16 protein-coding genes are annotated in these 22,988 nt (G+C 44.5%); 10 read left to right on the forward strand and 6 right to left on the reverse strand.

The genetic code is table 11. The features are described from left to right. Window positions 1-119: 119 nt before the first annotated feature. Window positions 120-1,058, forward strand: coding sequence for an ABC transporter substrate-binding protein (locus MHI06_RS15880; RefSeq protein ID WP_340398372.1), 939 nt, complete (start codon window positions 120-122; stop codon window positions 1,056-1,058). Window positions 1,059-1,233: 175 nt separating this feature from the next. Here MHI06_RS15880 and MHI06_RS15885 read toward each other — a convergent pair whose 3' ends face one another. The 3 genes from MHI06_RS15885 to MHI06_RS15895 are packed head-to-tail and all read right to left on the reverse strand — an operon-like array spanning window position 1,234 to window position 3,582. Continuing rightward, on the reverse strand, window positions 1,234-2,064 hold the full coding sequence (locus tag MHI06_RS15885; RefSeq protein ID WP_340398373.1) for a zinc ABC transporter substrate-binding protein: 831 nt from the start codon (window positions 2,062-2,064) through the stop codon (window positions 1,234-1,236). A gap of 25 nt (window positions 2,065-2,089) precedes the next feature. Further along, the gene (locus tag MHI06_RS15890) at window positions 2,090-2,893 is read right to left on the reverse strand and encodes a metal ABC transporter permease (RefSeq protein ID WP_340398374.1); all 804 of its coding nucleotides are present in this window, start codon (window positions 2,891-2,893) and stop codon (window positions 2,090-2,092) included. Beyond that, window positions 2,890-3,582, reverse strand: a complete 693-nt coding sequence (locus tag MHI06_RS15895) for a metal ABC transporter ATP-binding protein (protein WP_340398375.1) — start codon at window positions 3,580-3,582, stop codon at window positions 2,890-2,892. The genes MHI06_RS15890 and MHI06_RS15895 overlap by 4 nt, the downstream gene beginning before the upstream one ends. A gap of 224 nt (window positions 3,583-3,806) precedes the next feature. Between MHI06_RS15895 and MHI06_RS15900 the strand changes: the two genes are divergently transcribed. The 5 genes from MHI06_RS15900 to MHI06_RS15920 all read left to right on the forward strand — a co-directional run bounded on the left by MHI06_RS15900 (window position 3,807) and on the right by MHI06_RS15920 (window position 10,076). Further along, entirely contained in the window at window positions 3,807-4,907 is a 1,101-nt protein-coding gene (locus tag MHI06_RS15900) for a GerAB/ArcD/ProY family transporter (RefSeq protein WP_340398376.1), read from the forward strand. A 434-nt stretch (window positions 4,908-5,341) separates the two neighbouring features. Next, window positions 5,342-6,565 carry a sensor histidine kinase gene (locus MHI06_RS15905; protein WP_340398377.1) on the forward strand — a complete coding sequence of 408 codons (1,224 nt, stop codon included), beginning with the start codon at window positions 5,342-5,344 and terminating at the stop codon, window positions 6,563-6,565. After that, window positions 6,562-7,209 carry a response regulator transcription factor gene (locus tag MHI06_RS15910; protein ID WP_340398378.1) on the forward strand — a complete coding sequence of 216 codons (648 nt, stop codon included), beginning with the start codon at window positions 6,562-6,564 and terminating at the stop codon, window positions 7,207-7,209. Before MHI06_RS15905 ends, MHI06_RS15910 begins: the two co-directional genes overlap by 4 nt. A 114-nt stretch (window positions 7,210-7,323) precedes the next feature. Continuing rightward, complete coding sequence (locus MHI06_RS15915) at window positions 7,324-8,586, forward strand: choline esterase (RefSeq protein ID WP_340398379.1); 1,263 nt, start codon at window positions 7,324-7,326, stop codon at window positions 8,584-8,586. A 293-nt stretch (window positions 8,587-8,879) separates the two neighbouring features. Further along, window positions 8,880-10,076 carry a sugar efflux transporter gene (locus tag MHI06_RS15920; RefSeq protein ID WP_340398380.1) on the forward strand — a complete coding sequence of 399 codons (1,197 nt, stop codon included), beginning with the start codon at window positions 8,880-8,882 and terminating at the stop codon, window positions 10,074-10,076. A 201-nt stretch (window positions 10,077-10,277) separates the two neighbouring features. Here MHI06_RS15920 and MHI06_RS15925 read toward each other — a convergent pair whose 3' ends face one another. Further along, on the reverse strand, window positions 10,278-11,297 hold the full coding sequence (locus MHI06_RS15925) for an alpha/beta fold hydrolase (protein ID WP_340398381.1): 1,020 nt from the start codon (window positions 11,295-11,297) through the stop codon (window positions 10,278-10,280). Between the two features lie 144 nt (window positions 11,298-11,441). On the opposite strand from MHI06_RS15925, the gene MHI06_RS15930 reads away from it, so the two are divergent. Continuing rightward, window positions 11,442-12,344, forward strand: coding sequence for a LysR family transcriptional regulator (locus MHI06_RS15930; RefSeq protein ID WP_169479252.1), 903 nt, complete (start codon window positions 11,442-11,444; stop codon window positions 12,342-12,344). A 68-nt stretch (window positions 12,345-12,412) separates the two neighbouring features. Here MHI06_RS15930 and MHI06_RS15935 read toward each other — a convergent pair whose 3' ends face one another. After that, the gene (locus tag MHI06_RS15935) at window positions 12,413-13,027 is read right to left on the reverse strand and encodes a TetR/AcrR family transcriptional regulator (protein ID WP_340398382.1); all 615 of its coding nucleotides are present in this window, start codon (window positions 13,025-13,027) and stop codon (window positions 12,413-12,415) included. 178 nt (window positions 13,028-13,205) lie between these two features. Here MHI06_RS15935 and MHI06_RS15940 point away from each other — a divergent pair, with 178 nt between their 5' ends. Beyond that, entirely contained in the window at window positions 13,206-13,943 is a 738-nt protein-coding gene (locus MHI06_RS15940; RefSeq protein WP_340398383.1) for an SDR family NAD(P)-dependent oxidoreductase, read from the forward strand. A gap of 128 nt (window positions 13,944-14,071) precedes the next feature. Here the strand turns inward: MHI06_RS15940 and MHI06_RS15945 are convergent, their stop codons facing one another. After that, on the reverse strand, window positions 14,072-14,944 hold the full coding sequence (locus tag MHI06_RS15945; protein WP_169479249.1) for an AraC family transcriptional regulator: 873 nt from the start codon (window positions 14,942-14,944) through the stop codon (window positions 14,072-14,074). 206 nt (window positions 14,945-15,150) lie between these two features. Here MHI06_RS15945 and MHI06_RS15950 point away from each other — a divergent pair, with 206 nt between their 5' ends. Both MHI06_RS15950 and MHI06_RS15955 read left to right on the forward strand, forming a co-directional pair. Next, window positions 15,151-21,534 (forward strand): GDSL-type esterase/lipase family protein, encoded by a 6,384-nt coding sequence (locus MHI06_RS15950; protein ID WP_340398384.1) that lies wholly within the window; start codon window positions 15,151-15,153, stop codon window positions 21,532-21,534. Window positions 21,535-21,746: 212 nt separating this feature from the next. Then, on the forward strand, window positions 21,747-22,295 hold the full coding sequence (locus tag MHI06_RS15955; protein ID WP_340398385.1) for a cupin domain-containing protein: 549 nt from the start codon (window positions 21,747-21,749) through the stop codon (window positions 22,293-22,295). Window positions 22,296-22,988: the final 693 nt, after the last annotated feature.

A 22,988-nucleotide genomic window follows, 5' to 3' on the forward strand; every position in this document is an offset into this window, starting at 1 on the left:
GATGTTCACGTTTTCCTCAGCAATATAGCTCGAATGAGCCTATGCGCAGGAATATGTTTTATATACGATAAAATAGGATTTACGCCTAATATCGGGGTACAAAAAAGAGGGGGATTACATTGAAAAAATGGATTGTTATCACTTGGATTGCGGCCTTACTTACTATGACTACCGCTTGCGGCACAGACCCGCAGCAAGATCAGGCTTCTTCCAGCCCCTATCTCACTTTTCAAGATCTGAATGGTGCCACAGTCACCTTGGAGAAAAAACCTGAACGCATCGTTATTCTGAACAACGAATTAACTGAATTGTTCTATCAGGTTGGCGGCGAAGCCGTTGGCATAGCAACATCAGCTGGTGTGAATACTCCTGCTGAAGCAACTGGTGTGAAGCAAGTTGGCCTGATTAACAGCATCAATATGGAGGAAGTCCTACAATTAAAACCTGATCTGGTCATCGGTCAACCGCTCTTTCACAAGGATCTGTCCAGCACTTTCGCTGATTCCGGCATCCCATTCGCCATTTTGACGGTGAAGTCTATTGAGGACATTCGCAGTAATGCCAAGTTGTTCGGACAGATCATAGGCAAAGAACAGCAGGCTGAAATTGAGATTACAGACATGGATGCCAAACTGAAGGCACTGACAACCGATTTACCGGCGAACAAGCCGTCTTATGCGATCATTACCCTGATGATGAATACTGCGTCTATGCAAAAATCGTCCAGTATTGCGCTAGATATCGCAAAGATGCTGCAAATGAACAATATTGCAGAAGATCTACCTTCAGGAAAAATGCTAAGTTCAGTACCCTTCAGTATGGAAAAACTGGTTGAACTGAATCCAGACTACCTCTTCATCGTAGTTCATGGCACCGACGAAGATGGGCAGCGCATGATCAAATCCCAGTTGGAGAGCAATCCAGCCTGGAGTTCGTTGCAAGCGGTGAAATCTGACCGCCTCCATGTTTTGCCGCCTTCCATGTTTGTTACAAATCCCGGCTTGAAAGTCTCAGAATCAGTAGAGTATATGAAGCAACTGGTCTACTCACCAAATTAAGCAAAAAATTAAGACATGTCATGGTCGAGCAGACGCACAAATAATACGATGTGATACTTCTCAATCTAGTCCTGTTACGCTAGTTAGAACCCTGCGACATTATTGGAATCATTGGTTTGCCAATCTGACATAAAAAGAGTCCGCCCCTTAAAGAAGGGCGGACTCTGCTTGCTTTTTAATCAGCTAATGTTAATCCAAGCTTTTTGGCATTATCCTGAATAAGCTGGACTAGCGTTTGCTCGGAAGTCTCGGGATAGTTACGAAGCTCGATAACTGGACGGTCAGCTATGCTTGAAATTTCTGCTCCTTGAGGAAAGTGTAAATTATCGATGATCAGAGCAGGCTTCAAAGCTGCAAGTTCTGCTGCTTGTGTCGGCGTAACTTCAGCTGGACCGAATTCACCAATGACCTCGTATCCAAGGGCTTTGGCTACAGGTACCATGTAAGCCTGAGCAACGACCCGTTTGGATTGGGTGTCCAGTTTTGCCGTTTCAGCACGGACTGCTTCGAATGTGCTGTCAATTTCCTTCATAGCCTGCTCGGCAACAGCTGTCGTTCCAGTTTTTTGGGCAATATTCATGATTTGTGTGTGGAGTGCTTCCGGAGTATTTTCAGTGACAACGACAAGCTGCTCTTCCTCTGGTACATCAGCAGCCTCCAATATTTGTTTCATAAACGGTTCATATTCGGAGTAGATAACCGTTGACGCATCATTCACTTTCTCAATATCACTGGGCTTAAAGTCATACTCATTTGGATGTTTCATGTCCACGGGGGCAAGAATGGTGACGTCTTCTACGCCTGCCGTTTTTGCCAGAAGGGCTGTCCAGCTTGTGGATGCGACAATCTTCGGAGTGACGGTCTCAGCTTGCTTTTGTTCCGTGTTCTGAGCATTTTCGGTTACCGTACTGGACGCATTTCCTGTACATCCCGTGAAAAGAATGGTTCCCATGACAAGCACCAACAGGAGGGAGAATTTTTTTAGTATGGTTTTGTTATTTTTCATTAGAAATATACCTCCACAGATATAGTTATTTTCGAGTGAGCAGATAACAAAGACTTAAGATGATGACACCGACCATAGTTATGGATGCACCCGTTGGCAAGTTAAAGATGAGGGAAACGATATACCCTCCAACTGCAGTCATTATGCCAAAAAGCGATGACAAACCGAGTAATTGCTTATACGTTTTGCTTACTCTTGTAGCTGCCATCGCAGGCAGAAGCAATAGGGCATCTATCAACAAAGCTCCCACGAGCTTCATTGCAATGCCAATTGAGATTCCAGTGAGGAACAGAAGCACATTACGAATTCTGATAGCGGGAATACCTAACCACTCCGCATGTTCCGCATGATGCAGCACCAGTTGGATCTCCCTGTAACAGATTACGAACATAGACACGATAATTAAGCTGATTCCACTAAGTAGCCACATGTCCAAAGAAGTTAGCGTCAGAATGCTGCCTGCAAACAGGCCAAATACATCCATTGCAGGAATTCCACCAATGTGAAACAGCATTAAGGCCGCAGCAAGTGATCCTGTCATGAGAAAGGCTCCGATAATTGCGGGTTCGAGCTTAACCTTGGCAGATAACGGACCGAATAACAATGAACCGGCAAAAATAGCTAACATGGCTCCAGGCATAGGCTTCATACCGATCAGCAATCCGAACGCGCCACCTAGAAGAGCCAAATGCATCAGAGCAAAACGAACAACCGTCAACTGGAACTGAATCACGACAATTCCCACGAGGGACAAACAGCTACCCCCGATAATACAGGCGATCAATGCACGCTGGAACAATGGAATATGTATGTAGTCGATTAACGTCATGCAATACTACCAACATCCGTTAACATCCCGTTCTTCATAAAACAAATGCGGTCATGCAACTGTTTCGTTTCTTCCAATTGATGAGTGATCATAAGCGTGAGCAGCTGAGGTGCTCGCTGTCTGTATTCACCGATGATCGTATACAGCAATTCTCTTGAGAACGTATCCAAATGACTGCTTGGTTCGTCCAAAAGCAAGATGTCAGGTTCACGTATTAATGCACGTGCTATAAACATCCGTTGTTGCTGTCCTCCGGATAAATCATTGCAGTCTTGGTTGGACAATTCCGTTAATCCGACATACTCAAGCCATTCAGCCGTTTTTTGCTTATCTGCTATAGAAGGACGATTCCAATAAGCAAATGACTTTCCCCAGTTGCCAAGCATCACATATTCAAAAACGGTGATAGGCAGATTTCCTTTCTGAATGCCCTGAGGCACAAAACCGATTTTTTTCTGCGCCCATTTAAAGTCTTTTTTATGTTCCATCGGTCGTCCGCCAATGCTCATGGAGCCTTCCCTCATGGGGATCAGACCGAGGATGACTTTAAACAGTGTTGTTTTGCCTGCGCCATTGGCACCCGTAATCGCAATCATCTCCCCGCATAAGCCTTGAAAGTCTAGCTTGTGAAGAACGGGGGAAGTGCCATAACCGGCAGTACCATGCTGAATTTCTAGAGCTGGAGGCATGATTCATCATTCACCTTCTTTCCTATCCAGTATGAATATTAGGTGGCAAAGCGAATATGGCTCGTTGTGGCTATATTTGGAAGGATATTGTTACGAAGATATGAATTTGAAGATGAAACGAACCTAAACAAGCGGAACCAATTATATAGAGGAGTTTAAAGGTTACAATTTAACAACCCCGGGCATACTGAAGTATCACAAATTATGGGTTGGGGATGGGGAATATGTCTGTTGGTTCCACAGATAAAATAAGTACAGTGCAGACTGCTATTGTTGTCATAAACTGTATGTTTAACGCAGGCATACTAATACTCCCTCGTACTTTGAGTAAATCAGTCCAGACGCCGGATATCTGGATATCGATGCTTTTATCAGGACTCGTTGTTATCGGGATCGGTATTATAGTTGTAAATTTGAGTATGAGATATCCAAATAAAACAGTATTTGAGTTTACTGCAAGCATCACAGGAATATGGGTATCTAATATTTATGGGTTAATGATAATATTATATTTTCTTGTTCTTAGTTCCTTGGAAATCAGGGTAATGGCAGATGCTACTGATATGTATTTATTACAAGATACACCTTATTGGGCCACAGTCATCGTTTTTCTTTGGTGTGGACTTTATTTAGTGACAGGTGGGCTCTCTGCCTTATTGAGGCTATTAACAATTACACTTCCGTTTACATTAATTATTTTTATAATTGGGATTCTGTTGAGCAGCAAGTTGTTTGAATTTAATAATCTTCTGCCTATGTTTGGTGATGGAATTATCCCTGTATTGAAGGGGATACAGCCTGCTGTGTTATCTTATTCAGGATATGAGATGATGTTAATACTAACTGCTTATATGACCCACCCTAAAGAAAGCACCAAAACGATATTTTGGAGTATTTCGATTGTTACATTACTTTGTTGGTTTACCATGGTGATGGTAGTTGGATGTTTATCATTAAGTGGAATTACAACAAGAACATTTCCTACACTTGATCTTCTAAGAAGTTTCGAAATAGAAGGGTTGTTTTTTGAACGTTTTGAGTTACTTATTTTAATTTTCTGGATCGTTCAGATCTTCGTGACTTTCGCTATTAAGTATTATTTCACTTCAATCGGTATCCAAAACTTATTTCGTTTAAGAAAAGTCCAACCTATACATTACATGTTACTACCCTTTATTTATTTGGTATCTACAGTACCCAAAAGTCTAATCGAAGCATTAGTTCTGGGCGACATATTGGGTAATATATCTGCTGTTTTGTTTGGCGTGATTCCATTAATGCTTCTGCTAATTGATGTGATTAGGAGGGGGATGATACCCAATTAAATTTTGCATTGCGTTATATAAAGCGTCTATTCTCCCAAAATATAACCAACAGAGAGAAAGATGAACGAGTATTTTGGGAACGAGCTGACAACATTCAGATTAGTTGATGAACAACTATGCGAACCAGAGCGTGAGCTTTTCCGAACGTCCGTCCGGCACATTCTGTCGCAGATCATCATACATGAGCACTTCGAATCGAATCAGCTTAGCCTGCCCAAATCGATTACTTCACATTTGCGGGTACTGAAGGGACCGGGCCCATTGAGACAGGAAGGTTAACGTGCAATCATGACGCTTGACTTATTGGACTGGACTTGGAGACACTTAGTACATTAACATAGATTGAGTGAATCAATGATCGGTACAGTAATGTACCGTTTTTTTGTGTCCGGAGAGACTGTTTTATAAATAGTACCTGATAGAGGTGATCAAGCATGAGTGATTATTCGATAAACAAACCGTATACAAGCTCCCGATCTGATATTCAAAATGTTCTGCGTGATTCTCGTTTGCCTGCTTTGATCTGGGGCATTCTGATTTATTTTTCTGCATTGTACTCCCAACTGCCGATGTTGCCCACATGGTTTGAATTTATGATGTTTACAGCTCTCATTCTGGTTCACATTCTGCTGCATTGGTATGCCGGATACGTTGTCGATCGAAGACCCTGGATTTATTTTGTGACACAAGGATGTATTGTCTGGGGGTGTGCGTTATTCATGCCTAATGCTCATTCTCTCATCTTTGTAAGTCTATTGACGGCTTTGGCGGGTCAGAGTATTGGCGTGTACGCTCAACGGATGAAGGTGCTTCTGGTATGTACCTTTTACTGCATCTTGTTTTCTGTCTCTCTGGTTTGGCTGGGGACTACCGAGGATTTGCCATCTACAGTACCATCGCTCTTCTTCATCATGTTTTTCGTAATCGGCTATGCTTCTTTGTTCTATAAACAAGTTCGTGCCAAATTGCGGACCCAGTCGTTTTTACGTGAATTGGAACGAGCGCACAGGAAAGTGGAGGAGCTAACGATTGCCAATGAACGTCAACGAATGGCCCGTGATTTACATGATACCTTGGCACAAGGGCTGGCAGGTCTGATCATGCAGCTTGATGCCGTGGATGCGCATTTAGAAAATGATAATAACCATCGTGCCCACGAGATTGTTCGGCTGTCAAAAGCTCAAGCAAAGCGCACGCTTTCAGAGGCGAGAAGCGCAATTGATGACTTGCGTTCGTTTCCTGCCGAGGTCACAGATATTTCTAAAGCGGTGAAGGAAGAGGCTGAGCATTTCTCACATATAACAGGCATTCGTACTGTCACTCAGTCATCGATACCCCATCCAGAAGTGCCGAAGTTGATCTTCGAACATAGTTTACATATCATCCGAGAATGCTTGGCCAATACAGCAAAATATGCTAATGCTACGAACGTGGAAGTCGTGGTTGCAGCACGCGAAAACGTCATCGAGCTAAGCATTACAGATGACGGAATAGGGTTCGATACCAACCTCATCGAGAAACAATCCGGTAGTTATGGCTTAATTGGCTTATATGAACGAACCCGAATTATGGGCGGGAAGATCGAAATTGAAAGCGGAAAGCAGGGAACCCAAGTTTCTGTTCGCATCCCATTACAACAGGAGGACACCAACGTATGACAATCAAGATTCTTATCGTGGACGACCATTTCGTCGTTCGGGAGGGCCTTAAGCTGATCCTGGAAACCAATCAAAGGTACGAGGTAGTTGCAGAAGCATCTAACGGTATGGAAGCGGTTCGACGGGTGGATACTTACAAACCGGACATCATCCTTCTGGATTTAAACATGCCTGAAATGGGCGGCCTGGATACCATGACAGCGCTCAGAGCTAAAGGAATGGATATACCGATCATTATTTTGACTACATATAACGAGGATGAAATGATGATCCGCGGGCTAGCGTTAGGTGCCAAAGGGTATTTGCTGAAGGACACGGGAAGAGAAATGATATTTCGTTCAATTGATGCAGCGATGCGTGGGGAAACGTTGCTATTACCGGAGATCAGCAAGAAAGTATTTGCTCACAAGACATCAGAAAAGGCAAAAGAGTCGTCCTCATCCAGGATATCTCTTACAGACAAAGAACTGATCGTGCTTCAAGCGATTGCCCGTGGCTCTCGAAGTAAAGAGATCGGCTTCGATATGGGAATATCCGAACGGACTGTAAAGACTCATCTAACCAGTATCTACAATAAATTAGGTGTGGATTCGAGACCGCAGGCTGTCGCCGTCGCGGTGGAACGTGGAATATTGCATTTATAATGGAACATTTATAGATTTGCCCGATCGTACACTTGGGTCTTGCCCTTTTGTACGATTTTTTATTTTTCTCCTGCGTTTATGATAGATGCATGAATACACATTGGAGGAATAATGATGAAAAAAAGACTGACAACGATTCTGGCCATGGTTCTCTCACTGACCATGCTCTCCGCCTGCGGCAGCACTAATAGCGGAACTTCCACACAGGAGGAAATTCCGAAACCTGAAAATAGCGTTGCTCCCGCACAGAATGAGTTTCCGAAACCGATGGGAAGTTATACGGTAGGGCGTACACAGATGGACTTTAAGTACACAGCATCAAACCATTCTGAAAGAGAACTAACGGCATTATTTTTCTATCCGTCCGACAGCAATGAGGGCAAGCCTACGGCAGAGTATGCATTTCCGGAGTTTCATTCACTGAGGGATGAGCTTCTGGTTAGATTAGGGGGCACAGCGGGTGGTGAGCAGCTGTTTGATTCCAATTTCAAGACGTGGTCTTACGACGATCTGGCCTTGTCTGAAAAGGAAAAACAATATCCGGTTTTATTCTTTGTTCATGGCGCAGGCGCTTACCCACAGCAGGGCACTTTGTTCGCTCAAGACCTGGCAAGCGCTGGCTATATTGTGGTATCCATCGGACATGCCGAAAGTGGTGTGTACAAACTTAAAGATGGACGAACGTTTGGTATGTCAGAGAAATTTATGGACGAAGTAACGAAATACGGAATGGAAGCCGCCACCCTAACTCCACCTGAAATTGTGACTGAGAAGCTTGAGGAAGAAGAAGCTATTGAGATTGCTCGCAAATTAACTTCGGCGCCTGAAGCAGTCAAGTTTGCAAAATATGCCGTTTTACAGAGCGAGGATATTCGATATGTTGCAGATAACTTGTACAATATGAATACTGGTGACATTGAATCTATGTTTAAAGGCAGATTCCAGCTTGATATCGGAATGGGTGTGTTCGGACATTCATTTGGAGGAACGACAGCGGCAATTGTTAGCCGTGACGATGACCGATTTGTCGGGGCTGTAAACCTTGACGGTAATATGTTAGGTGCCTTGGATAGCGATTTTAAGAAACCTTTCATGCAACTCAGCACCGTGCTTGCCTATAATACGAATGCATTTCTTCTTGAATCCAACAGCAAGGACACCTACTTTGCCATTATTGATAATGTAGTCCATGGTGACTTCTCCGATTCCTTGTTTACGACTACGGATAAAGCATCCAGAGGAACCCGGGACGCGATGGAACAGCGCAACATTATCACTTCTTATACAAAGGCGTTCTTTGATAAATATATGTTGAAAAAGGATACGGATATTGACAGCCTTACCTTTGACGGCGTAGAGATGATTAAGAAACCTTAAAAACCTTAGTATTGATTGGCCTGAGTTTCGGCAGGAAAGCAATCCAATTCAAGGGGGAGTCACAAAAATAGAAAAAGTTAAATGAATGCTCAAAGAGTCTCTAATATTGTTATTAGAGACTCTTTTTTATATTAAAGGTATTCCAAGAGTTTGATCATATATTGATAGGATTAGGCAAGTATTTAATATAATCGGGATAACGGTGCTGTACTTGTTTTCTGCATAATAGAACGGTGGATAGGAAAAAAAATTGATCAAGAACAGTAATCACCATCGTTGTAAGGAGGATTACCTTGTACAGACGACTAATCAATTTGTTTGCAATCAAAGGTTTTGGTTTATTTGTCATTTGTGTTCTATTGGTAGGCATAGGAATTTCGATTACTTTGCCATACTTGGCTCTCTATTGCACTCAGGAATTGGGGATGAGCGCTGGGGCCTTCGGCGTTTTAACAGCTGTGAGTTCATTAACTGGGGTGATGGCAAACTCAATCATCGGTAAATATTCGGATCGCAAACAGGACCGCAAATTTATTATTATTTTAGCTACCGTTTCATCTGCTTTGGGCTACACTTCATATTTAGTGTTGGATAATTTCTTCATTTTGCTTGTAATCGTCAGTTTTTTTAGTGGTTTAGGGGCTGCCGCCATGCCTCAAATTTATGCTTACGCGCAAGAATCGGCAAGTGAAAGCAACTCGGATGACAAAACATTTGCAATGTCCACGCTGCGTACACTTGTATCTCTTGGATTCCTGATCGGTCCTCTAGTTGGAACCATCATTTTAGGAGTTGTTGGATACAAGGGACTCTTTTTGAGTACCTCAGCCATCTTTCTGATCATCGCATCTCTAGTGCTTGTGTTTTTACCCAGAAAAAAAGCAGTTAAAAAGAAAAGACCTGATCGTGCTGGCTCGCCATCCGTTAGCCGTCGGCAGATCTGGTTTCCGTCTATTGCCTTCATCTTATTATTTGCAGTCAACGCCATAAACGGGATTATCACACCACTGTTAATCGTAAATGAACTCCATGGCACACCTACAGATGTTGGATTGGTGGTTAGTATTTGTGCAGGTTTGGAGATTCCCATTATGTTTGCACTAGGTGCTCTCGGCAGAAAGTTATCGAACCATTCATTGATGATTAGCGCCTGCTTTATTGCAATAATTTATAATGTTGTGTTAGGAGTATCGACTAATTCCTGGCAAATTATTGTAGCCCAGCTATTGCAGGCCGTGTTCGTAGCCATTGTCATGGGCAACGGATTGAGCTATTTCACCGAGTTGCTTCCAAATTCACCAGGGATGTCAACAACGATCTATTACAACGGGTCCATTATTGGACGACTAGTCGGAAATTTGGGCGGTGGAATCATTGCTCAGTTTGCAGGGCTTCGTCTTGTTTATGCGGTATGTTTAATTATTGTCATGGTCTCATTTGTTATTTTGTGGACGATAAGACCGGGAAAAGGTATTGAGATATCTACCTAATAACAAAATATAAGACGGCACGATTATAATTTAATAAAAGTCGAAAATCGGTAACCCGACACAGCATTGGAGTATACGCTCATCGGATGAAGGTGCTTCTCTATTTTATCAATAGAAGTTCTTGTCCTACGACATGGACAAGAACTTCTACCAACACTAAATAGATAAACTACCAGTAGAACATCCAATGTCATTGATGATCTATCCGTTTGTATGAAGCCCCAACAAGTGTTTTAGATTGTCGTCAATACATTGATTATCGGCACGATTAATTCCACGACCAGAAAAATGACCCCAGATTGATTGTATTGGTTTGAAAATAGCATTAGGTATGAGCTTAGCTTCATATTCATTATCATCTGCTGTGCAGAAGAGATCCGTACTCCCCGGCATGATACAGGCAAGAGCTTTAATACTCTTCAGCGCCTGATCAAAATCTCTGTTATAGGAAGGATTGGCACTAATATCTGCGTGCTGGCCTGTCCATAACATAGCGAGTACATTATGCGGGTCCATATTCATAAAGCTACTTTCCCATACACCAGCCACAAAATCTGACAAAGATTCAAACCCCATCTCACGATACAGCTCTTCTCTATAAAATGCATGCGATAGTCCCCAACCTGCATAGACTCGGCCAACAGCGCGCATGTCTTCAGAAGTCAGTTGGTCTAGTTTGCTAGTATCGAAGCCAACCACAGACAGTAGTGGAGCTTTTACACCGTCCATAACCACAGAGGTGTGAGGCCAAGTCTTGGCAATTCCCGCAAACGGTGCAATTCGTTCTACCATATCCGGATAACTCGCTCCCCATTGAAATGCTTGAATTCCCCCCATGGACCAACCCACGACAAGAGCTATTTTTTGAATTCCAAACTTTTCGGTCAACAGTCGATGCTGTAATCTAACGTTGTCGTAGATGGTTACCTGCGGAAAATGAGCATGATTGAACGGGGGAGGTGTGTTCGTGGGAGATGAAGATAAGCCATTGCCCAGTAAATTCGGAATGATAATAAAATATTTCTCCGGATCCAGTGCCATTCCCTTACCGATTAACCACTCATTCTGAACATGCTGGTCACCAAAAGCAGTTGGATAGACAATAACATTGTCTTTCTGTTTATTTAATTTTCCATAAGTCTTGTAAGCAAGAAAAGCATTGGGCAAGGTAACTTCCGATTGCAATGTTACATCACCAAAATTAAAAATTTCATAATCCATCGTATGATCGCTCCCTTCAAATGAAATCACCCATGTTCAGTGTGTGACTTCTTGTGCTTAGTATAGAGCTGTGGTACTTTTAACAAAAGTGAACAGAATTCATACTAGCCATCAATAATATTGAAAGTGAGAAGGGGATCCAACGTGGAATTACGTCAACTAAATACGTTTCGCACAGTTGCTTCAACACTAAATTTCACTCGTGCTGCGGAGGTGCTGAATTACGTTCCCTCTAATGTCACGATGCAAATTAAAGCATTGGAGGATGAGCTTGGTGTTCGTCTCTTTGATCGTTTAGGTAAACATCTCGCGCTCACATCTGCGGGTAAGCGCTTTTTAACTCATGTCCAGGAAGTTCTGGACAAGCTGGACGAAGCTCGCAGTGACGTTCATGACAATGAAAATCTAACCGGTACTTTGACGATAAGTGCCAATGAGGTAGTGTGTGCCTATAGACTTCCAGCTGTCTTTCAACGGTTCCGTTCGCAGCACCCGGGAGTTCGTCTGATCTTCCGTTCTGTTCCAAATCAGGAGCTCAAGCAAAGACTATTTGAGGGAACTGCAGATGTTGTCTATATGCTGGATGAACCCATTCGCTCAACTGGACTTTCCGTGGAGACATTATCAGAAGAGAACTTCCGTTTGTTCGCTGCTCCAGAACATCGACTTGCCAAAGAGGCCGTACTGCAACTGGAAGATTTCCACGGAGAAGTGTTCCTGACAAATGAAAAGGGCTGCCCCTATAGAACTATGTTTGACCGTTCATTTGAGAAAGAGGGCATTGACAGCATTACATATTTAGAGTTTCAAAGTGCTGAAGCAATTAAGCAATGTGCAATTTCGGGTATCGGTATTGCCTTTCTTCCTGATCTTGTCACGAAAGCCGAAGTTGAACGGGGAGAACTGGTTGTCCTGCCATGGCAAGTTCCAGACTTGCATGTATATACACAGATGTTGTGGCATAAAGACAAGTGGCTGTCACCGATTATTTTATCTTTTATAGAAACAACGAGGGAAGTATATGCTATACAGGAGGAGATTAAGTAAAAGAAACCTTATAGAAAAAATGGAGACGATGAATACATGAAGTAGGTTTCAGTACAACAGATTCGAGATCATGAATCATACTTGTTACCCACATAATGAAAAGAGTGGATATGTGTTTTGGTGAGCTCGATCACGTTCTTAATAAATGACTCGCGTGACTCACGATATCCGCTTAATATCCAATTGTTCAGTAATCCAAAAAAACCGTAAGCGGTATAGTACTTGAAATAATCCATGTTAACTGGGGAGTTGTTGATCGTCTCGAAGACAAATTGCTCCTCATAGATTTTGAGTATGGTTTGTGGAAAGCCTGTATGTAGACCGGGTAACGTATCATCGAACTGAATCAGTTCGAAGAAGTCACGATGTTCGTAGATGTAATCCACGATTTGAAAAGATTCGGCATCCAGCTTGTTTGTTAAGACCTTTTGACCATGCCAATAGGGTTTACCTACGGCGCACCTCAATCCTCCGAGTGTCATACTCAGCAATTCTTCGGCGAGAATGTATTTATCCTGGTAGTGTAAATAAAATGTACTGCGATTATAGCCCGCCTGATCAACGATGTCCTTGACAGATACACCATGGAATCCTTTTTTCTTAATGAGCTGAATCAGAGCCGTTTTTAGGTGCTCTTTGGTTCGATTACGGTGTTGAGATGTCACAATAAGTTCATTATTCATTCAAAAAAACTCCTATAAATATAGACATAGTTTTATAAAGTGTCTACGAGGTAGACACTTGGTCATATCTTAATGATTGGATTGTTACAATTTTAAGCATAGAATTAGTTTTGTAAACGTCACATAGCACATATTCAATTGAAGTGCTATTCAAAATATTATACTGGGGGATTTATTCATGGGCAAACTTCAAGATAAAGTTGCAGTCATCACAGGAGGAGCATCCGGGATTGGTGCAGCGACAGCTCGCTTATTCGTTTCCGAAGGAGCTAAAGTGGTCTTGGTGGATCTGAATGAAGAAAAAGGCAAGGCGTTTGAGCAGGAACTGAAAGCGCTTAAAGCAGAAGCTCTCTTCATCAAAGCAAACATAACGAGTGAAGAAGAGGTTGCTGAGATTTTCAAACAAACCATAGCAGCATTCGGTAAAGTGGATATCGTATTCAACAATGCAGGAATCGGACGTGTGCATCCGACGCATGAGCTTGACTACGCCGAATGGCGCAATACAGTCAATGTTGACCTGGACGGCGTATTCTTGGTCGCTCGTGAATCGATCCGCGAAATGCTCAAAATTGGCGGAGGCACCATCGTCAATACAGCTTCCATGTACGGATGGGTTGGCTCGCCTGGTTCTGCAGCCTACAATGCAGCTAAAGGCGGCGTCGTGAATCTGACTCGTTCCCTTGCGCTGGAATATGCTGAGCAAAATATTCGGGTGAACTCCCTTTGCCCAGGCTTTATCGACACACCGATTATCCCGGAAGAGAGCAAACAAGCACTTTCTGCGGCAACTCCAATGAAACGTTTGGGTCAAGCAGATGAAATGGCGAAAGCCGTTCTGTTCCTAGCTAGCGACGATTCTTCATATATGACAGGAAATAGTCTGATCGTAGACGGAGGATACACCGCTCAATAAGAGCAGCAGTTCTCAAAGTACAAGAACATAGTCCCATTGAAAGTCGCTATTATTATAGCGTCTTTTTTTTATTTTATCGGAAAAAGTGTAGCTCCCGAACAAAGACAACTAGCAAACAGCAAGTTTGGCTATTCATAATAAATGGCCTCATATGGAAACTCTAGCTTATTCATGCGATATTCTTTGGGAGACATGGACATATATTGCCGAAAAACTTTGCCGAAATAGCTGGGACTCTCAAAGCCGCATTGTTGGCCAATCTGGGAAATCGGAAGTTCGGTCGTGCGGAGTAGTCGGATTGCAACTTCAATCCGTCTATCTTTGAGATAGGCTAGCGGTGAAGTTTTCTCGGATTTCTGAAATAACCTGCACAAGTAGTGTTTATTGATATCGCAATGGCTGGCTAGCAGATCCAGCGTCAAAGGGGAGGCATAATTCTCTCGGATAAACTTTTTACATTTCTCGATCGTTGTTATGGAAAGGGCACCGATATCCCTTTCCGCATCCCGACTTGTCTGCACCAAGATGAGCAGCCACCGATAGACTTGCATGGACAATCGATACTTGTCCGTAACTTTATCCTGATGGATCAATTGAATAATTTGCCATAACTCTTGAATCAAGGGAGAATCTGCGTTTCGTAGAATGACATGCCCCTCATTATCATGGATCATATCCCAAATTCGATTGGCTTCATCCCCGCGAATATTTATCCAAATAAATTCCCAGGGTTCGTTATTCTCTTGCTTATAGTAGTAGCAATGTTCTCCTGCAATTTTAACAAGTAGTGCATGTCCCTTTGGTAAAGGAATCGTTTGATTGTTAATATCCAGATAACCCTGGCCATTGAGCGTGTATTGAAAAACAACGTGCCCCGGGTCCGGTCTATTGTCACTGGGACAACGATATTCCTCGCTTGAGACGATCTGCCATCCAATAGAGTCTAGTGTCATGATTGATGTATCGTCATTGCGAAAAGCATAAGAGACCGTATGAACCATCTTTCATCCCCTTCCTAAAAAAGTCAATTATATTATATAATACGTCACATTTTTTAGATTGTCTGTCTTTTTTTAGACCTGTAAGATAAATGTAAGCGGTAACATACAAAGGGAGGTGACTGTAGTTTGTGTTATTTGGCAACAAGCAGGGCAGATCGAACTGATGATTCTAAAAAATATTTTTTAGATAAGGAGGACTTAATCCAATGAACCGAAGAAATGGTTCCATCCAGAAATCGATACTTGTATCTTTATTAGCGTTCCTTATGGTTATTTCACTGGTCATCCCCCCGGCGCCAGCGCGTGCAGAGTCATCAAGCAGCCTGCCAGGTCGCCAAGGAGAATATCTTAACCGGGGTCTGGTTGCGGTTCTTGTAGACAACGGTGTTTTTTTAAGCTGGAGGTATTTGAACAATGATCCGGATGATATCGCTTTTAATATATATAAAAACGGAACCAAAGTGAACACGTCGCCCATAAGCGATGTGACGAACTATGTGGACACCACCGGTTTCGACAGTTCACAATATCAGATCTCGACCGTTATTGCAGGCAAAGAGCAAATGCAACCGGAGGTTGCATCGGTCTGGCACAACGATTATCTGCCTATTCCGCTGGATAAACCAGCCGACGGACGGACAAAAGACGGTGGAACCTATACGTATTATGCAGGTGACGCTTCCGTAGCTGACTTGGACGGCGATGGCGAATATGAAATTGTCTTCCTGTGGAGTCCGAGCAATTCCAAGGACAACTCGCAGGCAGGTTATACCGGCAATGTGTATATCGATGCCATCAAACTGGACGGCACCAAGCTGTGGAGGATTGACCTGGGAGTCAACATCCGCGCCGGAGCGCATTATACACAGTTAATGGTGTATGATCTCGATGGCAACGGAAAAGCCGAGGTGGTTGTAAAGACGGCTGACGGCACAAAGGACGGCCAAGGCACGGTCATTGGTGACGGCACGAAGGATTATCGCAACGAAGGCGGATACATACTGACAGGGCCGGAATATCTCACGTTGTTTGATGGTGAGACCGGAGCGGCCGTATCCACCGTGGACTATGATCCGCCAAGAGGCAACGTCAGTGATTGGGGCGACGGCTACGGTAACCGTGTAGACCGGTTCCTTGGCGCAATTGCTTATCTGGATGGCACGAAGCCAAGTGTCGTGATGAGCCGGGGTTATTATACCCGCACAGTACTTGTTGCTTATGATTATGTTGGCGGGGAACTCGTTAAGCGCTGGACGTTCGACACGAACGAAGCAGGATCACAATATCAATCACAGGGCAACCATAATCTAAGTGTGCTGGATGCCGACAATGACGGCAAGGACGAAATCATGTTTGGTGCCTTGGCCATTGACGATGACGGCAGCTTGCTGTACAGCACTGGACTCGGCCACGGTGACGCTATGCACGCCGGCCAGCTCGATCCGAACCGGGAGGGCTATCAGGTCGTAAGTGTGCACGAGCATTCGGATGCGGCATACGGACTGGAGATGCGCGATGCGGCAACAGGTGAAATCCTCTGGGGTGAGAAAACAGGGTTTGACACGGGTCGCGGGATGTCAGCTGACATTGATCCGAACTATCCGGGCTACGAATCATGGGCCACAACCATTACCAACGGGCAAAGTGTTCCTGTAACCAATACCTACTCAGCTGTTGGAGAGGCTATCTACACTGCGGAAGAAGGACCAAAAACCGCAAACTTTGCGATCTGGTGGGATGGAGATCTTCAGCGTGAGCTGTTTGACCATGAGTGGAATAACAGTACCGCCAAAGGAATCCCACTCATTTATAAGTGGGATTACGAAAACAAAAAGCTAGATGAAATCTTCCGAGCAACCGGTACGTTAACGAACAACCATACCAAAGGAAATCCGGCGCTTCAGGCGGATATTCTGGGGGACTGGCGTGAGGAACTCTTGCTGCGGAGCGAAGATAGTTCAGAATATCGTCTTTATACGACGACCATTCCTACAGACTATCGCATTCCTACGCTGATGCAGGACCCTGTGTATCGACTTGGCGTAGCCTGGCAAAATGTAGCCTATAACCAGCCGCCTCATACCGGCTTTTATCTTGGAGCAGAAGCTACCACATTCCCTAAAGCCGATCTGACTCTGACCCGCGAAGCAGAAATGGCTGAGCCGGTTTACCGCTTTGATTTTGGTACAGAGACAGTTTCAGGAAATACCGCTATACAAGACACGTTATACACACAAGAGACGGGATACGGCTTCAAGGATACAAGCGGTGTTACCGTAGGAGAAAATGAGGTTTCGGTCGCGACAGGCACGACATTTGCTGTTGACCTGCCCAATGCCAACTATAAGGTGACGCTACGATTGGGCAATGATGCGCATAACTCGAATGTCGGGGTCAAATCCGAATTCGTTCAGAAGCTCGCCGTAACCAATGTGACAGCAGGAACACCTCTGGAGTATTCCTATGATGTTGCATTAGTGGATGGACAGCTTGATCTTCTTTTCACGGGTACAGCCATAGACATCCAAGACGTCATCATCGAGAAATATCCAGAGAAAGTAGCCGGTACGGCAACGACGATCTATATGGCCGGTGATTCAACTATGCAATCGTACAGTGAAATGCAAGCCCCTCAAGAAGGATGGGGGCAACAGTTCGGACGGTATTTCTCCAATGGGGCAGTCATCGTGAATGATGCGATCGGCGGTCGAAGCAGCAAATCGTTTATGGTAGACGGTCGTTTGGATACGATCCTGCAACGAATTAAGCCGGGGGACTTCTTCTTCATTTCCTTTGGTCATAACGACGCCAGTGCAGGGATACCGGACCGGTATGCATCCCCTGAGGACTATAAGATCTACTTAACTCGTTATGTAAACGGTGCCAAACAGCGCGGCGCTACACCGGTATTGCTCACTCCGGTTGGACGCAGAGATTTCAACACAGTGACTCAGGAATTCAACGTCAGCTTCCCGGCATACGTGCAGGCTGCCAAAGAAGTAGCGGAGGAGCTTGATGTGCCTCTGGTTGATCTCAGCAAATTAAGTATTGCGTACTACGACAAAATTGGTAATACAGCTACAGAGAAAGTATTCCTGTATGCTAATCCGGGTGAATATCCAAAATACCCGAATGGGATCAACGATAATACGCATTTCAGCAGCTATGGTGCTCAGAAAATTGCCGGACTCGTTGCCGGTGCAGTCAAAGACATGGAGCTGAGCATTTCATCACTGGTCATCGACCCGGATATTTCCGAGCCAGAACCAGAGCCGGAAGCCCAGCTATATGAGGAGGACTTTGAAGGCGACGCTGCTGATTACCAATATGCGATGGTCAATGCCACGGGTATTGCAGGAACCATGACGGGAACTGTTGTTGACCAGTCCGGAAATAAGGTACTGTCCGTCGCGGGTTCCGGATCGGGCAATCGGGCCAAGGTATTCCGTCTGTTCGATGCTGTAAACGGCGATCAGGTGAACGTGAACTTTGACTGGCAATCCGGTAATGTGAGTGCCTATCCATCAGAAGGTCATCTCACGGTCCAGGATTCGAACGAAAATGCCCTTTTCACATTGTTTACGAAAACCGGAAGCACCAAAATTCATTATTTTGTCGGTGCATATAACCCGGACTACGGCACAGGGGATACGGCCATACCCGAAGGGGGAACGGCTACAGATATTACCAAGAACCAGTGGGTCAATGTGGATGCAACCGTTAATTTTGCCGAGAAAACATTGGATCTGACATTAACGAATCTAGCCGATCCGACAGTTACCCAAACGATTGCAGATATCTCACTGAGTTCCGGCGCATATGCGGACAACGTCAGATCCATGCGATTCCTGGGAACGAGAAAAGGCGGTGGAGGCACGTTGAACTGGACTACCCAGATCGATAACGTGCGGATTGAAGGCACGCAGCTCTCTTCAGAGAGTGGCGATCAGACGGCCTTAATCGCTCTGTACGATGAGATCAAAGCAATTGATCTGTCGGAATATACAGATGCATCGAAGGCCGTGGTGAACCGGGCTTTGGCAGCTGCGGAAGCTATATTCAATACGGAATCCACCCAAGCTCAAGTTGACCATGCGTTGAACATGTTAACAGTTGCGAAAGATTCATTGACAAGTGAACCAGGCGAAGAGATTAACGAATATAATTTTGACTTTGGTTCTGGCGGCGCAGCCGACGGATACATCAAAGTAGATGCCAAAAGAGCATATATCGAAGGCAACGGGTATGGCTTTGCTGATACTGCGCTGACCAAAGATGAGAACCGGGAAACCGGAGATTTGCTCAAGGAAGATTTCACACGAGTAAACGGTACCTCTTTCCTCGTGGAAATGGAGCCGGCGAATTACCGGGTAACGATGACCATCGGGGATGCGGAGGAATCGACCAGCGCAAATGTCGTTGTAGAGCAGATGACCAAACTGCCGCTTACAAGCATTGCCAAGGGCGAATTCAAAGAAATCACGTATGATATTGCCCTGATCGATGGGGTATTCAACTTAAACTTCACCGGAAATGCGCCGAAGATCAATGCGCTGAAGCTGGAGCGTCTGCCAGACCATAGTGCAAGCGATAAACCGGTTATTTATTTGGCCAGCGATTCCACTGTGGCCAATTACGCGGAAAACTATCGTCCGCAAGCAGGCTGGGGAGAAACATTGGGTGGATATTTTGATGCAAATGAAGTCAGTATTGATAACCGGGCAGTTGGAGGTTTGAGCAGCAAAACCTTCTTGGTCGGTGGATATCTCAACGATATTTTACTCGACATTCATGAAGGCGATTATCTTTTCATGCAATGGTCTCATAACGATTCCACACCTTCACGTCCAGAGCGTTATCTTACGCCCGAACAGTTTAAGGTATATCTGAAAGAATACATTGATGGCGCTCTGCAGAGAGGTGCGATTCCGGTTCTGGTCACGCCAGTGAACCGTCGTGATTTTACCGGAGAGGTGCTGAACAAGAGCTTCCCGGAATACGTACAGGCGATGAAAGAAACAGCTCAGGAAACAGACACACTCATCATTGATCTGAACCAAGCCAGTTGGGAACATTTCCAAGAACTTGGCACAGAAGGAACCAAATCGATATTCATGTGGGTAGGTACAACCGAAGACAATACACACTTGCAAATGAACGGTGCAATCAAGGTGTCTGAACTCGTGGCACGTCTTGTGAAGGAATTGAATATACCGCTGTCTGACTTTGTTACGCTGGAAGGGGAATCTCCGGAGCAGGAAGCCCCGCATACCACGGCAACTGTGGAAGGAGAATCGCAGAACGACTGGTATACTTCTCCAGTCCAAGTAACCTTTGCAGCAGTTGATGAAGATTCCGAAATCGAAGGGACCTATTATCAAATTAATGGTGGGGAAACAGTGAGTGGCACACAGTTGACTCTAACTGAAGAAGGAACGCATACCATCACCTACTGGAGCGTCGATGTTGACGGTAACAAAGAGAGTGAACAGTCTTTGTCCATATCCATTGATCTCGTACCTCCAACCATTGAAATTCAAGGTCAAACCGAGTACACCATTGATCAGCACGTGGAAATTGGCTATACAGCCTCCGATACGGGTTCTGGTGTGGCAGAACCGGAGGGTGTGCTTCTGGACACTCCGGCATATACACTGGAGCCCGGCCTAAACCACGTTACGGCAACCGTCTCCGATTTGGCTGGGTGGGAACAGACGGTAGAATATAGTTTTGCAGTTATTGCTACATTCGACAGCCTGATCAATCTGACCAACGCCTTTGCAGATGAATCGATCGCTCCTAATGCCGGCGCTCTTGCTGATCAGCTTGCGAACACGTTACAACAAGCCAAACAGGCAGCAAACGATCGTGAAGGAGCAAAAGCGCGTCAACTTCTTGCATCCTACGGTGATGACGTTCAAGCAGCTCGAGGAACCGTATTCTCGGATGAGCAGGCAGATGTGCTGCTTAAGTGGGAGGAATGGCTCCATCAGGGAACGCCACTAGCGAACGGAGCGCCTGGCACTCCGGTGTTATCTGATAACAATGGTTACGACACGGGGCTCAAAGACGGCGACTACACGATCACCATGAATCTGTGGTGGGGCAATAACGGCAATCAGTTCAAACTGTATGAGAACGGTGAATTGATTAAGGATATTTCTCTGGTTGATCAATCCCCGTCCGCACAGTCTGTCAAAGTGGATATTACTGGACAGAAAAATGGCACCTATATCTATACCGGGGAATTGATCAATGCACTCGGTACAACCATAAGTGTACCGCTGACAGTTATCGTCACAGATGCTTCCCCAGGGCAAGCCGTTCTGTCGAACGACAACTGGGACGGTGACGGCAACTTCAATGTCACCATGAATCTGTGGTGGGGAACGAATGCAACTGAATATGAACTGTACGAAAATGATGTATTGATCGACACACAATCGCTGCAATCACATACGCCTGGTGCACAGTCTGCCGTTACCGCAATCTCTGGAAGGGCACCTGGAATCTACGAGTATGAAGCTGTACTCCGCAATTCTTCAGGGGAAACCAGATCATACAAATTAAATGTGACGGTACGAGAGTAGACTGAGATGTTTAAGGCATTCCATTAACAATTAGTGATTAGAATTGAAGAACGGTAAGTAATCAAAAGTGCTATTCCTCAAATGATGAGGAGTAGCACTTTTATCGTTCCTTCATGGCAGTGTACTACTTTCGTATGACTACAAGCTCCTATAATTCTCTTTACAATACTTTTATCTGATGTGTAATGAATGAATACAAGGAGCGATCATGAGTGGAACAAACAGTTACGAATAAAGTGACAGGTGAACAAATTACGTTTATAGAAACGGCAAAGGATACGAACGGTGAATATTTATTAATTGAAGTCACACTTCCACCACGTGGCAAAGGTCCACCCCTACATATTCATGACCACTTCGAAGAGCAATTTGAAGTGATCGCCGGTACGCTCACAGTTACCTTGGGTAAAACAAAGCACTTGTTAGAGACTGGAGAACGTTGCATTGCCCCGCTCAAAACGCCACATACATTTACAAACGATCACGATTATCCTGTTGTATTCCGCGTTCGATTAACGCCACCAAGCAAATTCGAGCAATCCGTTCGCATTCATTACGGGCTTATGGACGATGGATTAACCGATGAGAAGGGCAATCCTAAATCTCTCGCCCATACCGCTTTAGTATTAACATTACAAAACACACTGATCATTGGTATTCCACTCTGGCTGCAACGCTGCCTCTTTGGACTAATCATCAAGCGTGCCCGTAAAAAAGGCATTTATGCTGCGCTAGAAAAGTATACGGGACAGGAATTCTGATCAATCGTTTCTGCGGCTGCAAGCATCTCCAATCTAAGTGGACTGACACTCAGCAAAGGTATATTTTCACCTGCATTCAGTATGGATGAGGAAAACTATAGGGCTAGCTTCGGCAATGAAGTAACTGATCATCAAACATCATGACGCTTACATTACAGGCTATGAGGACGGTACATTCCGGCCAAATAAGTCGATCACACGTGCCGAGATGGCAGCCATTGTAGCGAGATTCATTGAACAGTCTGAAGTGAATGAGACAAACTTTACTGATGTGAGAGGGCATTGGGCAGAAGCTGTGATCGCTAAGGTTCAAGCCTACGGTATGCTCTTCTAGGTCGCGAGCCAATTGAGGGAGTACCATGAAGTGGAACGACGTTTCCGAGGTTTTGAGCGTATGAAGATACTAAAGTGGCATCCAACGTCTATGTAGAGGATGTACTTGCAACGCAATAGTGGTTACTAGAGGGCACCTAATCAGGTGCCCTTTATTTTTTATTCTGTATACAATGATGTAATCATATAAAAGAGACAGCTATTACAAAGCTGTAGCTTATCCCCTCTGCACATACGTTTAGAGGAGAGCTGTGGCTTATATTTGTTGTTATTTATGCCCTATTCGCAAAAATTGTTTATGCATCATGCAGGCTAGACTCTACCATGCATCATAGATTAAAATTCATTTAAGTAGTATCT

Origin of the sequence: Paenibacillus sp. FSL H8-0079 (assembly GCF_037991315.1) — a bacterium.
In the GTDB taxonomy this organism is placed as follows: domain Bacteria; phylum Bacillota; class Bacilli; order Paenibacillales; family Paenibacillaceae; genus Paenibacillus.

Excerpts from the sequence above, each read along its gene's own strand:
- MHI06_RS15905 (WP_340398377.1), top strand. The coding sequence starts at position 5,342 with ATGAGTGATTATTCGATAAACAAACCGTATACAAGCTCCCGATCTGAT.
- MHI06_RS15890 (WP_340398374.1), bottom strand. The coding sequence starts at position 2,893 with ATGACGTTAATCGACTACATACATATTCCATTGTTCCAGCGTGCATTG.
- MHI06_RS15940 (WP_340398383.1), top strand. The coding sequence starts at position 13,206 with ATGGGCAAACTTCAAGATAAAGTTGCAGTCATCACAGGAGGAGCATCC.
- MHI06_RS15900 (WP_340398376.1), top strand. The coding sequence starts at position 3,807 with ATGTCTGTTGGTTCCACAGATAAAATAAGTACAGTGCAGACTGCTATT.
- MHI06_RS15950 (WP_340398384.1), top strand. The coding sequence starts at position 15,151 with ATGAACCGAAGAAATGGTTCCATCCAGAAATCGATACTTGTATCTTTA.
- MHI06_RS15895 (WP_340398375.1), bottom strand. The coding sequence starts at position 3,582 with ATGCCTCCAGCTCTAGAAATTCAGCATGGTACTGCCGGTTATGGCACT.
- MHI06_RS15910 (WP_340398378.1), top strand. The coding sequence starts at position 6,562 with ATGACAATCAAGATTCTTATCGTGGACGACCATTTCGTCGTTCGGGAG.
- MHI06_RS15935 (WP_340398382.1), bottom strand. The coding sequence starts at position 13,027 with ATGAATAATGAACTTATTGTGACATCTCAACACCGTAATCGAACCAAA.
- MHI06_RS15915 (WP_340398379.1), top strand. The coding sequence starts at position 7,324 with ATGAAAAAAAGACTGACAACGATTCTGGCCATGGTTCTCTCACTGACC.
- MHI06_RS15945 (WP_169479249.1), bottom strand. The coding sequence starts at position 14,944 with ATGGTTCATACGGTCTCTTATGCTTTTCGCAATGACGATACATCAATC.
- MHI06_RS15885 (WP_340398373.1), bottom strand. The coding sequence starts at position 2,064 with ATGAAAAATAACAAAACCATACTAAAAAAATTCTCCCTCCTGTTGGTG.
- MHI06_RS15925 (WP_340398381.1), bottom strand. The coding sequence starts at position 11,297 with ATGGATTATGAAATTTTTAATTTTGGTGATGTAACATTGCAATCGGAA.